Source organism: Pseudomonas palmensis (assembly GCF_017848315.1).
Taxonomy (GTDB): domain Bacteria; phylum Pseudomonadota; class Gammaproteobacteria; order Pseudomonadales; family Pseudomonadaceae; genus Aquipseudomonas; species Aquipseudomonas palmensis.
The window spans coordinates 67,488-79,133 of the sequence record NZ_JAFKEC010000022.1 but is presented as its reverse complement, the minus strand read 5'-3'; the positions used below and the strand labels follow the sequence as shown (position 1 = coordinate 79,133).

The 11,646-nt window shown below is 62.1% G+C and carries 11 protein-coding genes; 8 read left to right on the top strand and 3 right to left on the bottom strand.

The genetic code is table 11. The features are described from left to right. Positions 1-1,089 precede the first annotated feature (1,089 nt). The 6 genes from JZZ72_RS14050 (at position 1,090) to nadA (ending at position 7,399) form a co-directional block, all read left to right on the top strand. A complete protein-coding gene (locus JZZ72_RS14050) occupies positions 1,090-2,280 on the top strand; it encodes an NAD(P)/FAD-dependent oxidoreductase (protein ID WP_058541512.1) in 1,191 nt (396 codons plus the stop codon). Between the two features lie 26 nt (positions 2,281-2,306). Continuing rightward, complete coding sequence (locus tag JZZ72_RS14045; RefSeq protein WP_058541513.1) at positions 2,307-2,669, top strand: DUF1641 domain-containing protein; 363 nt, start codon at positions 2,307-2,309, stop codon at positions 2,667-2,669. 26 nt (positions 2,670-2,695) lie between these two features. Then, a complete protein-coding gene (locus tag JZZ72_RS14040) occupies positions 2,696-3,514 on the top strand; it encodes a methyltransferase domain-containing protein (RefSeq protein WP_043864230.1) in 819 nt (272 codons plus the stop codon). 216 nt (positions 3,515-3,730) lie between these two features. Next, the gene (locus tag JZZ72_RS14035; protein ID WP_043864299.1) at positions 3,731-4,600 is read left to right on the top strand and encodes an isocitrate lyase/PEP mutase family protein; all 870 of its coding nucleotides are present in this window, start codon (positions 3,731-3,733) and stop codon (positions 4,598-4,600) included. Positions 4,601-4,640: 40 nt separating this feature from the next. Continuing rightward, a complete protein-coding gene (locus JZZ72_RS14030; RefSeq protein ID WP_210014613.1) occupies positions 4,641-6,131 on the top strand; it encodes a YdgA family protein in 1,491 nt (496 codons plus the stop codon). 209 nt (positions 6,132-6,340) lie between these two features. Then, positions 6,341-7,399 carry a quinolinate synthase NadA gene (gene nadA / locus JZZ72_RS14025; protein ID WP_043864228.1) on the top strand — a complete coding sequence of 353 codons (1,059 nt, stop codon included), beginning with the start codon at positions 6,341-6,343 and terminating at the stop codon, positions 7,397-7,399. A gap of 82 nt (positions 7,400-7,481) precedes the next feature. On the opposite strand, the gene JZZ72_RS14020 is transcribed toward nadA, so the two are convergent. Next, entirely contained in the window at positions 7,482-8,915 is a 1,434-nt protein-coding gene (locus tag JZZ72_RS14020) for a M48 family metalloprotease (protein WP_043864227.1), read from the bottom strand. Positions 8,916-9,043: 128 nt separating this feature from the next. On the opposite strand from JZZ72_RS14020, the gene JZZ72_RS14015 reads away from it, so the two are divergent. Next, positions 9,044-9,283, top strand: a complete 240-nt coding sequence (locus JZZ72_RS14015) for a sulfurtransferase TusA family protein (RefSeq protein WP_043864226.1) — start codon at positions 9,044-9,046, stop codon at positions 9,281-9,283. 23 nt (positions 9,284-9,306) lie between these two features. Then, complete coding sequence (locus JZZ72_RS14010; protein ID WP_043864225.1) at positions 9,307-10,377, top strand: AI-2E family transporter; 1,071 nt, start codon at positions 9,307-9,309, stop codon at positions 10,375-10,377. Positions 10,378-10,407: 30 nt separating this feature from the next. On the opposite strand, the gene JZZ72_RS14005 is transcribed toward JZZ72_RS14010, so the two are convergent. Beyond that, on the bottom strand, positions 10,408-10,881 hold the full coding sequence (locus JZZ72_RS14005) for a peroxiredoxin (protein ID WP_210014612.1): 474 nt from the start codon (positions 10,879-10,881) through the stop codon (positions 10,408-10,410). Positions 10,882-10,892: 11 nt separating this feature from the next. After that, positions 10,893-11,453 carry a glycine cleavage system protein R gene (locus JZZ72_RS14000; RefSeq protein ID WP_043864223.1) on the bottom strand — a complete coding sequence of 187 codons (561 nt, stop codon included), beginning with the start codon at positions 11,451-11,453 and terminating at the stop codon, positions 10,893-10,895. Between the last annotated feature and the right edge of the window lie 193 nt (positions 11,454-11,646).

Genomic DNA, 11,646 nt, shown 5'->3' with positions numbered 1-11,646 from the left:
GGGTGTGGCGGGGTGTTGGGTTTTTTACAGTCATGGTCTGTGCTCCTGCCGCCTGCTCGCGGCACGACACACCGACAACTCAACTAATCATAGGCGAGTGAAAGTATGTCGAGTCGCGGGCAGGCGATCGATTCGAAGAGTGGAATCTTTAGCGGTGACGTTCGCTGCCTGTTGAATGAACGTGCACAGGCAGCGAACCGACTACTGGCCTCTTCCATAATGTGCTCCACAGATTTTTATTAATGCGAAGGCAATAAAGTGCCGGCGAATTTTCCAACTAGGAAATTCGTTTTTTAATAAGCGCAAAGTTGCCGTTTATTCAAGGGGAAGTACGCACCCCGAATGCATGCAAACCTGGATCAGGCGTGCTGCAGAAACAGGGCGGCGCCCCGACTCGGTGGGTCCTGACTGTCGTCCAGGCTCCAGCGCTGCTGGCGTTGGCCGCTTGTGGAGCAGACGCGCCAACGGGCCCGCAAGGCGCTGCTGGCAGGGGAGTCGCAGAGGAGCCTTGGCGCACGCACGGGCAGCCTGGGCGCGCGCAGAAGCCTGGCCCGCAGGGCTGAAGTGAAGGCGCGTACGCCCGGTATTGCAGAAGAAGTGAAGTACATAACGTGTGCCTCGCGACCGGACGAACCGGGGAGGCAAGCCACGTTGGAGCATCAAGCCCTAGCGCAGCTTACCCGACCGCGGAGTCGAGTCCCGTCATTTTCAGGGTTAAGTGCCTGGCGTTGCGCAGCGGCAATGACCAGACAGCGTCTAGATACTATGTCCATTGGCTTCTTTGGTGAGTTGAAAAAAGGCCGGATTTCCGGCCCGCGCAATTTACTCAGGAGGGGGAGCGAAGTCAACAGCGATCAGGCGTGAAAATTGAAACGTTAATAAAATTTCACACAAAGCAGCCAGCGGCAGAGGAGAGTCTGCCTGTGCCAAGGAATAATGCTAAGTGGGCAGAGTTTCACCGGTGGAAGGGTAATATTTTTTTGAAACAGCAATTAATGTCTGTTTTGCTATAGCGATTCTGTATATGGCATTTTTTTATAATTGCTATGGTACTTGGCATGGATTCAAAACCAGCCAGGGAGTGGGGCTATGTCTAAAACTATTGTCGTCGTGGGGGGAGGTGTAGGCGGCACGATGCTCGCCAATCAATTGGTCAGACAACTTTACCCGGAAATACTCAAACACCAGGTCACGGTCAAACTGCTGTCGAATTCGCCGGATCATTATTACAAACCTGCCTTCATGTACGTTGCCTTCAACAGCTATTTCCAGGAAGACCTGAAACGGCCCGAGCGTTCGCTGTTGCGACCTGAAATCGACTTCCAGGTGGAGGAGGTGACCCGCTTCGACTTCACCGGGCAAACCCTGCACACCCGCTCTGGAAGGCGCGTGGGCTATGACTTTCTGGTGATCGCGACGGGCTGCGTACCCGCTCCCGAGCGCATCGAGGGGCTGCAGGAGGCGGGGGATCATTTCTATCAATACAAGGCGGCGCGACAATTGGCGCAACGTCTGATGACGATTGAAAAAGGGCGCATCTTCATATCCGTTTCTTTCCCACAGACGCCCAATGTTCCGCATCAGTGCGGTATTGCGCCGGTGGAAACTACCTTGATGCTGGATGACTTGCTGCGCCGTCGCGGTGTTCGCAATAACATTGAAATTGTTTATACCTATCCGACCACTGCGCAATTGCTCAGAAACTGTCTGTTCATGCAGCGGCCAACCGGAGAACTGTTGCCCACCCTTTTTGAACAGAAGAACATCAGGTTTCAGCGTGGCTTCACCCTGGACCGCGTGGACCCGGATCAACGTATTGCCTATTCGGCCGAAGGCCAGGCGCAGCCGTTCGACATCCTGATGGCGACCCCACCCATTCGTGCAGTGGACGCGGTGATACAGAGCGGTGCGTCCCAGGCCCCCAACAACGAGGGCTGGCTGCCGACCAACCACGAGACCCTGCAGGTCTACGGCCTGGAGAACGTCTACGTGATCGGCGACACCATGGACCTGCCCATCAGCAAGGCGGGCGGTGCCTGCCATAACCAGGCACCGGTGGTGGCCAACAACATCGCCGGCGAGATCCGCCTGGGCACCCCCTGCGCCGTCTACGACGGGAAGGTCCAGGCCGTTGCGCAGATGGGCCTCAACGCCGGCATGCCACTGACCTACAACTACCAGCAGGATGTGGTGCCCACCCCACCGACCAAGCTGGGCGGCCTGTTGCGCAATGGATTCAACCGGGGCCTCTACTGGGCGGTTGCCCGTGGAATGATCTGAGTCGAGCGGTGCAGGAGTACGTCGATATGGAAACCTTCGAACCTACCGTGGAACACCTTGCTCACCCGGGCGTTGACGCCCTGATGAAAAAACTCGAACCGCTGCTGGTCAGTGGTCGCATGGACAACATCATCGACTTGCTGTCGCTGGGGTCCGACCTGGTCGACCTGCTCGACACCGCGATGGTGGACAAGCTGGCCCATGGGTTCGAGGACGTGACAGCCCTGACCTGGACCGTGGGCAACGCGCTGCGCATGGCGCAGGCGCAGAGCAGCGATACCCAGCCACCAAGCCTGCTGGGCCTGGTGCAACTGCTGCGCGAGCCGCAAACGCGACGTGGTATCGCGCTGATGTTGAGGGTGTTGAACAATCTTGGACGGCAATATTGATCGCATGGAGCGAGAGGAACGTGGCAATGCTTGTAAAACAGCAACAGGGTCTGCGCGGGAGTACGACCTGGGACCCGCAAGGCTATCAACAGTTTTCGCGTTTGAGGGAGCGTCCGGTGATCGAGTTGCTCGATCACCTGCCGTTGCAGGCACCAGCGTCCATCTATGATTTGGGCTGTGGTACCGGAATCGCCACCCGGCTGCTGGCCGAACGCTGGCCAGAGGCACAGTTGTTCGGCGTCGACAGCTCGGCAGAAATGCTCGCCGAGGCCCGAGCCCTGCCGGTCAATGCCCAATGGCTGAACAGCGACATAGGCCAGTGGGAGCCCAAGCAGCCGGCAAGCCTGCTGTTCGCCGCTGCCGTGCTGCATTTCATGGAGGACCACGAAAACCTGCTGCCGCGGCTGCTCGGCAATCTGCACGCCGGCGGCTACCTGGCGCTGCACATGCCCAACTGGCGGGATGCACCCTGGTACCACCTGATGCTCAGGGCCCTGAGCGAATGCGGGCCTGCGGGCCGGGTGATCGGCACGCTGGAGCTGCGCAAGTTCATGTCGGCGCGCAATGTCCTGTCCCTGGACTGCTACTACCGGTTGCTGGCGCCGCTTACCAGCAAGCTGGATATCTGGGAAACCGAGCATCTGCAGGTGGTCGAAGGCCAGTCGCCGGTGTTCGACTGGGTCAAGGTTTCGGCACTGCGCCCGGTGCTCAGCTCCCTGGATGACGAGGACCGTGAGGCCTTTCTGCGCAAGTACCTCAGGCTTCTGGAAGCGCACTACCCGCGTGAGGACGACGGGCGCACGCTGTTCCCGTTCAAGCGCACCTTCATCGTGGCCTCGGTCTGAGATTGCCCTTGGGCGGTCACTCTCGACAGCCCTGCAAGCCGCGACTGGTCTCTCCCTGAGAATGAGGGGGGCAGCGCGTGCAGGGCTTCTGGAGGGGGGGCGTTTTCGTTTTCTGTTCGCTTATTTTTGTTTGGGTTCGGGTCTGGCGACTGTCGGAGTGTCGGGCAGGAATGGTATGTTCTCCTCCAGAATGAAGATGAAGAAACTGGAATGATCATGCCTAGAGCCTCCCACCAAGATTTGCGCCGTGCCTTTCGTAAACTACTGGCCTCCCCGGTCTGCTATCACACGGCTTCCGTGTTCGACCCGATGTCTGCGCGAATCGCCGCCGACCTCGGCTTCGAAGTCGGCATCCTGGGCGGCTCGGTGGCTTCGTTACAGGTGCTGGCGGCTCCGGACTTTGCCCTGATCACCTTGAGTGAATTTGCCGAGCAGGCCACGCGCATCGGGCGTGTCGCACAGCTGCCGGTGATCGCCGACGCCGACCACGGCTACGGCAACGCGCTGAACGTGATGCGCACCGTCACCGAGCTCGAGCGCGCCGGCGTGGCTGCGCTGACCATCGAAGACACCCTGCTGCCTGCCCAGTTCGGGCGCAAGTCCACCGATCTGATCAGCATCGACGAAGGCGTGGGCAAGATCCGCGCTGCCCTGGAGGCTCGCGTCGACCAGGAGCTGTCGATCATCGCGCGCACCAATGCCGCGCTGATCCCGGTCGAAGAAGTCATTGCCCGCGTGGTCGCGTACCAGAATGCTGGCGCGGACGGCGTGTGCATGGTCGGCATCCGCGATTTCGATCACCTCGAAGAGATTGCCCGCCACGTCAGCGTGCCGCTGATGCTGGTGACCTACGGCAACCCGCAGCTGCACGACGACACGCGCCTGGCCGAGCTGGGCGTGCGTATCGCCGTGGATGGCCATGGCGCCTACTTCGCCGCGATCAAGGCCACCTACGACTGCCTGCGCGAGCAGCGCCGCATCACCAGCAGCGCCTCGGACCTCAGTGCCACCGAACTCACCCATACCTACACCGTACCCGGCGACTACATCGTCTGGGCGCGGGAGTTCATGGACGTCAACGAGTAACATCGCTTCACCTCAATATGGATAGCAAACGGATCAATTCATGAAGAAAACACTGGGAGTGGTGTGCGGGCTTGCCGTCGCCGTAGCGGCCGTATGCACGGCCGGGGCGTGGTATACGGGCAAGCAGTTGCCTGGCGTGCTGGAGCACGCTACCGCACAGTCCAATCTGCAGATGCAAAAGTCGTTCAAGGGCCTGGGTGCCACGGCGCGGCTTGAGCTGGTATCGCTGGAGCAACACCTGTTCAGCAGTGTCGCGCGTTACAGGTTCACCGTGCAGAACCTGGAGCTGGGCGATGAGCCGAGCAACCTGGAACTGACCCTGGTCGATCGCATCGAGCACGGGCCGTTTCCCTGGCAGCGGGTCAAGGCATTCAAGCTGATGCCGGTGATGGCGGCATCCAGCACCTCGATCGAGAAGGATGCCACCACAGCCGAGTGGTATGCGGCCAGCGGTGATGTCTCGCCGGTGCAGGGCGAGTTCAGCCTGGGCTATGACCAGTCGTATGACGGCACGTTGAGGCTGATGCCGCTGGACATCGCCAAGGACGGTTCGTCGGTGAAGTTCTCCGGCTTCGACATGGGCATGAGCGGTGACTTCGAAGGCAAGCGCCTCAAGCTCGACGGCAGCATGGGCACCTTGCAGGTGTCGATGGTCGATAGCGAGACGCCGCCGCTCAAGTTCGACCTCAAGGGCCTGAAACTGGTTGCAGACCTCACCCTGACGCCCTACGACTTCTATGAAGGCCAGGCCGACGTGACCCTGGACGACAGCGCCTTCACCTTTGGCGATCGCCAGGTACCGCTGACCGTCAAGGGTGTGGAGCAACGCAACACCTACAAGGTCAACGGCGACAAGGTCGATGCCAGGGCCGCCTACAAGGTCGACGCCATCACCTATGACGGCAAGGCCGTGGGCGGCGGGCAACTGGTGGTGGCGGTCAACCGCTTCGATATCCCTGCGCTGCAGGCGATCATGGCGATCTATGAGAAGCACATGCCCCAGTTGCAGGAGACGGCCGCTGCCGGCCAACCGCCCGAACTGGAGCTGAATGCCGAAGAGCAGGCGCTGATGCAGGTGCAGATGATGCAGTTGCTGGCGGGCAAGCCTCAGGTGGCCGTGGAGGACCTTTCCTTCAAGACCGCCAACGGTGAAAGTCGCTTCAACCTCACCCTGGACCTGGCCAAGCCGACGTCGGCCGACCTGCCTTCCGATCAGCTGGTGCGCCAGATGATCGAGAAACTGCAGAGCAGCTTGTCGCTGTCCAAGCCGATGATCGGTGACCTGGCAGCCTTGCAGGCCAGCCTGGAAGGGCAGGACGAGGCGCAGGTCAAGCAGGCCGCAATGGCCGGCGATATGGTCGGGCAGATGGCCTTGTATTCCAAGCTGGCCACGCTCAAGGGCAATGACATCATTGCCAACCTGCACTATGCCGATGGCCAGGTGGCCTTCAACGGGCAGAAGATGACCGTTGAAGAGTTCGCCGCGCTGGTGATGTCCAGCCTCGGCGGCCTGCAACCGGCAGGCAACTGACCGCTGGGCTGGCGGGCTTGCCCCGCCAGCCTGGTTTGGCAAAAAACCCTTTAGAATTCATTCGATTATCTGTAGCCTTCGGCAACCCATAAAACCCGAGGCCGCAGAGGGTCTTTGGTTCTGTCGTACAGGCTGAACCGTTATCCGATTTGCCAGGGCTCGGTGATACACTCGACTTACGCGCACTAGCGCCTGCAGGTCTTGCGAACATGACCCAGATTTCCGAACGCCTTCTGGTCCAGGCCCACCTCGACGCCAAGCAGCCCAAGCCGCTGACGCCCGAGCAAGAGGCTGACTACCGTGCCGCCATCGCCGCCGAGCTCAAGGCTCAGGACGCCGTGCTGGTGGCCCACTTCTACTGTGATCCGGTGATCCAGGCCCTGGCCGAGGAGACCGGCGGTTGCGTGTCCGACTCGCTGGAGATGGCCCGTTTCGGCAACCAGCATCCGGCCAAGACCGTGGTGGTGGCCGGTGTACGCTTCATGGGTGAGACGGCGAAGATCCTCAACCCCGAAAAGCGCGTGCTGATGCCGACCCTGGAGGCTACCTGCTCGCTCGACCTGGGTTGCCCGGTGGAGGACTTTTCGGCGTTCTGCGACAAGCACCCCGAGCGCACCGTTGTGGTGTATGCCAACACGTCGGCGGCGGTCAAGGCGCGGGCCGACTGGGTGGTGACCTCCAGCTGTGCGCTGGAGATCGTCGAAAGCCTGATGGACAACGGCGAGACCATCATCTGGGGGCCTGACCAGCACCTGGGCCGTTACATCCAGAAGAACACCGGCGCCGACATGCTGCTGTGGGACGGTGCCTGCATCGTTCACGAGGAGTTCAAGTCGCGTCAGTTGCTGGACATGAAGGCGCTGTACCCGGACGCGGCGATCCTGGTGCACCCCGAGTCGCCAGAGGCGGTGATCGACCTGGCCGATGCGGTGGGTTCCACCAGCCAGCTGATTGCGGCTGCGCAGCGCATGCCGAACAAGACCTTCATCGTGGCCACCGACCGCGGCATTTTCTACAAGATGCAGCAGCTGTGCCCGGACAAGGTCTTCGTCGAGGCGCCCACTGCCGGCAACGGCGCGGCGTGCCGCAGTTGCGCTCACTGCCCGTGGATGGCGATGAACACGCTTGAGCGCACCTTGCAGTGCCTGCGCGAGGGCAGCAACGAGATCTTCGTCGAGCCGGCGCTTATCCCGCAGGCACTCAAGCCACTCAAGCGCATGCTGGACTTCACCCAGGCGGCGCGGCTCAAGCTCTCCGGCAACGCCTGAAAGCAGCATCGCGGGTCGAGCCCGCTCCCACAAGGGGGCGGGGCTGACCCGCGATATGGTGTGCGCGCTACCTTGATGCGTGTCAGCGCATCATGTCCTTGACCATCCGCTGCTGTTCCATCAGCTCGCGCTGACGGGCATCGATCTTCGACGACAGCACAAAGTTGTTGCCCGCCCGCTGCTTGGCGTAGTCGAGCTGCTGCAAGGCCTGGTCGAAGTCGCCCACCAGAGCAAAGTACTCGGCGCGAGCCTGGTGCAGGCCGATTGTGTTGCCCGACAGGCCGCGAACCTCCGCCACCTCATACCAGACATCCGGGTCTTGTGGCCGATTCTTGAGCAGCGCATCCAGTGCCTTCTCTGCCTCGGCCGGGCGGTTCTGCTTGAGCAGCAGGTCGATGCGTGACTGCTGCAGCGGGTAGTTGCCCGGGTACAGGGCTCGCATCTTCTCCACCCGTTGCTGGGCATCGGCCAGGCGGTTGTTGGTGACGTCCAGGTCGATCTGCGCAAGGTTGTAGGTGATGTCGTTGGGTGCCTTGGCGAGCAAGGGCTTGAGGCTCTCGCGGGCCTCGTTGAGCTGGCCGCCCTTGATCTGCGCCAGTGCCAGGCCGTAACGCGCCGCATCCAGGTTGGGGTTTTCGTCCAGCAGGGCGCGGAAGCGCTTGGCACCCAGGCCCGGCGTGCCTTCGTAGGTCAGTTGCAGGCGTGCACGAATCAACTGGTAGCGCAGGCTGTCGTCCACACCGCCCTTGGGGGCCTGTTCGGCACGGTTGCGGGTGTCGGCGACCCGCGACTCGGTAACCGGGTGAGTCAGCAGAAATTCCGGTGGCTTGGCGCTGTACTGGTACTGGCGCATCAGCCGTTCGAACATGGTCGGCATGTTGCGCGGATCGTAGCCGGCCTTTTCCAGGTTGAGGATGCCGATGCGGTCGGCCTCCTGTTCGTTCTGGCGCGAGAAGCGCCGTTGTTCCTGGATCGCGGCGGCCTGGGTGCCGGCAATCGCGGCGATGCCGGCATCGCCAGCCCCGGCAGCGGCGGCAATGATGCCCACCAGCAGGGCGCCCATCATCGGCAGTTGCATGCGTTGCTGGGCTTCCACGCCGCGGGCGAAGTGGCGTTGCGACAAGTGCGCCAGTTCGTGGGCCAGCACCGAGGCGTACTCGCCCTCGGTCTGGGCGTTCAGGAACAGGCCGCCGTTGACCCCCACGATCCCGCCGGGGGCGGCGAAGGCGTTGAGTTCCTTGCTGTCGATCAGGATGAACTCCAGGCGCCGGTCCTGCAGCTGGCTGGTTTCGGCAAGGCGGTAGACGCTGGTTTCGACGTAGTCCTTGAGCTGGGGGTCCGACAACTGGCGCACGTTGCCGCGCAGCAGGCTCAACCAGGCGCGGCCCAGTTGGTGTTCCTGTTGCGGGGAAACGATGGCCGAGCTGGCGTCGCCGAGTGACGGCAGGTCGTCGGCATGGCTCGGTAGAGCCAGCAGGCAAGCCAGCGTCAGCAGGGTAGGGCGCAGAAAATTCATGCACGAAGCTCGGGTCGACAAAGAACCTTACTGTAGCCGGCTCACACGTTGACGACCAGTGGCGGTATCCTACGAGGTCTGTGCATGCCGCTACCTGCCGTGGGCATGCACCTGCCTGGAGAAGCCCGATGACCGATGCCGTACCCTGCGACGCCGAACTGGATGCCAGCGGCCTGAATTGCCCCTTGCCGTTGCTCAAGGCCAAGATGGAGCTCAACCGCCTGGGCAGTGGTGCAGTACTCAAGGTGGTGGCCACCGATGCCGGCTCGCAGCGCGACTTCCGCACTTTTGCCCGCCTGGCCGGTCATACGCTGCTGCATGAGCAGGCCGACGCCGGGGTCTACACCTACTGGCTCAAGAAAGCCTGAACCCTTTTTTTTAAGGATCACCGATGTTCAAAGTGCTTCGTGGCTGGCTGCACCGCTATTTCTCGGATGAAGAAGCGGTGGTGCTGGCGGTCCTGCTGTTTCTGGGGTTCACCGCGATACTGACCCTGGGCGGCATGCTGGCGCCGGTGCTGGCGGGCATGGTGCTGGCGTTCCTGATGCAGGGCCTGGTCAATGCGCTGGAGCGCCTGCGGGTGCCCAGCAAGGTGGCGGTGGGGCTGGTGTTCCTGCTGTTCCTGAGCGCGCTGGCGGTGTTCCTGCTGGTGCTGGTGCCGTTGCTCTGGCACCAGTTGATCACCCTGTTCAACGAACTGCCGGGCATGCTTGGCAAGTGGCAGTCGCTGCTGTTGCTGCTGCCGGAGCGCTACCCGCATCTGGTCTCGGATGAGCAGGTGCTGCAGGCCATCGAGGCGATGCGCGGCGAGATCGGCAAGTTCGGTCAATGGGCGCTGACCTTCTCGCTGTCGAGCCTGCCGTTGCTGGTCAACATCATGATCTACCTGGTGCTGGTGCCGATCCTGGTGTTCTTCTTTCTCAAGGACCGCGAGCAGATCGCGCGCTGGGTCAGCGGCTACCTGCCGCGCGAGCGGGCCCTGATGACCCGCGTGGCCGAGGAGATGAACCGCCAGATCGCCAACTACATTCGCGGCAAGGGCATCGAGATCCTGATCTGCGGCGTGGCCACCTACATCGCGTTCATCGCACTGGGCCTGAACTATGCGGCGCTGCTTGCGCTGCTGGTGGGGTTGTCGGTGGTGGTGCCGTATGTGGGGGCGGTGGTGGTAACCGTACCGGTGACCCTGATTGCCCTGTTCCAGTGGGGCTGGGGCGACCAGTTCATCTACCTGATGGCGGTGTACGCGATCATCCAGGCGCTGGACGGCAACGTGCTGGTGCCGCTGCTGTTCTCCGAAGCGGTCAGCCTGCACCCGGTGGCGATCATCTGCGCAGTACTGCTGTTTGGCGGATTGTGGGGCTTCTGGGGGATCTTCTTCGCGATCCCGCTGGCTACGCTGTTCAAGGCGGTGCTCGACGCCTGGCCGCGGCGTGAGCCGGTGGTGGCGCCGCTGCTTTAGCCGCGGCGCACGCTTCGCCGGCGAAGCGCTTCAGCCGTTGTTCAATGCTTGCGCCTGCGCCAGCACCGCTTCCACATGCCCGGGCACCTTCACGCCGCGCCATTCCTTGCGCAGCACACCCTCGCTGTCGATCAGGAAGGTGCTGCGGTCCACCCCCATGTATTCCTTGCCGTACAGCTTCTTGAGCTTGATCACGTCGAACAGCTGGCACAGGGCTTCGTCTTTGTCGCAGATCAGCTCGAACGGGAAGCCCTGCTTGGCCTTGAAGTTCTCGTGGGACTTGAGCCCGTCACGCGATACGCCGAACACCTCGGTGTTGGCCGCCTGGAACGCCGCGTACTGGTCGCGAAAGCCCTGGCCTTCGGTGGTGCAGCCCGGGGTGCTGTCCTTGGGGTAGAAGTAGATCACCACTTGGCGACCCTTCAGGCCGCTCAGGCTGACGGTCTTGGCGCCGGTGGCTTGCGCCTCGAAATCGGCGACGGGTTGGTCGAGTGCTACGGCCATTGCGGGTTTCCTTACATGGGGTTCTGTGGGCGCCACGGTTCGATCAGCGCATCCAGGTTCAGGGCGTCGGAGAAGTCCAGGAACTGGTCACGCAGCCAACTGATCTGGGTGCCGGCCGGCAGGGTCACGGTGAACGTGGCGTTGAGCATGGTGCCGCCGGTCTGTGGTGCCTGATAGGTGTCGCAGGTCAGGTTCTCCAGCTCGACGTTGTGGTCGATGAAGAACTGGCACAGCTCGTTGATGATGTCGGGGCGGTACGCGGCACTGACATAGGCGACGTAGGGCAGCGACAGCGGGCGCACTTCGAGTTCGGCGCTACGCACCACATTCACGGTGAAGGTGTGCTTCTTGGCCAGGGTCGGCAGCGCCGCTTCGAAACGCGCCAGGGCGTCCCAGCTACCGGTGACCTGCAGCACCAGTGCGCTGCACTCGCCGTGGCGGGTCAGGCGCGAGGTGACGACCGAGCAGCGATTGTCGTTGCTGGCCCGGCACAGAATGTTGGTCAGTTCCATGGGGTTGGCGCCCAGGGCACTGATGACAAGGAATTGTTCGCGAACGGTGGGGGTGGACATGCAGCATTCCTAAAGCGATGAGCGGTCGGTACGTGACGGGGCAAATAGGCTTGTCGGCGTGGTTCCGTGGCTCAGGATCGAGGGCTCGGGCACTGTCGGGGCGCGTTGTCGGCAGCCCGGCGGGCCGCTGTGTACCGATCAAAGAGAGAAGGGTAGCGAAAATGGTCGCCGAGGGGAATGCTCCTGCCGCCTG

Bases quoted from the DNA above. Each gene is read 5' to 3' on its own strand.
- JZZ72_RS14010 (WP_043864225.1), top strand. From the start codon at position 9,307: ATGTTCAAAGTGCTTCGTGGCTGGCTGCACCGCTATTTCTCGGATGAA.
- JZZ72_RS14050 (WP_058541512.1), top strand. From the start codon at position 1,090: ATGTCTAAAACTATTGTCGTCGTGGGGGGAGGTGTAGGCGGCACGATG.
- JZZ72_RS14015 (WP_043864226.1), top strand. From the start codon at position 9,044: ATGACCGATGCCGTACCCTGCGACGCCGAACTGGATGCCAGCGGCCTG.
- JZZ72_RS14000 (WP_043864223.1), bottom strand. From the start codon at position 11,453: ATGTCCACCCCCACCGTTCGCGAACAATTCCTTGTCATCAGTGCCCTG.
- JZZ72_RS14035 (WP_043864299.1), top strand. From the start codon at position 3,731: ATGCCTAGAGCCTCCCACCAAGATTTGCGCCGTGCCTTTCGTAAACTA.
- JZZ72_RS14045 (WP_058541513.1), top strand. From the start codon at position 2,307: ATGGAAACCTTCGAACCTACCGTGGAACACCTTGCTCACCCGGGCGTT.
- JZZ72_RS14005 (WP_210014612.1), bottom strand. From the start codon at position 10,881: ATGGCCGTAGCACTCGACCAACCCGTCGCCGATTTCGAGGCGCAAGCC.
- nadA (WP_043864228.1), top strand. From the start codon at position 6,341: ATGACCCAGATTTCCGAACGCCTTCTGGTCCAGGCCCACCTCGACGCC.
- JZZ72_RS14020 (WP_043864227.1), bottom strand. From the start codon at position 8,915: ATGAATTTTCTGCGCCCTACCCTGCTGACGCTGGCTTGCCTGCTGGCT.
- JZZ72_RS14030 (WP_210014613.1), top strand. From the start codon at position 4,641: ATGAAGAAAACACTGGGAGTGGTGTGCGGGCTTGCCGTCGCCGTAGCG.
- JZZ72_RS14040 (WP_043864230.1), top strand. From the start codon at position 2,696: ATGCTTGTAAAACAGCAACAGGGTCTGCGCGGGAGTACGACCTGGGAC.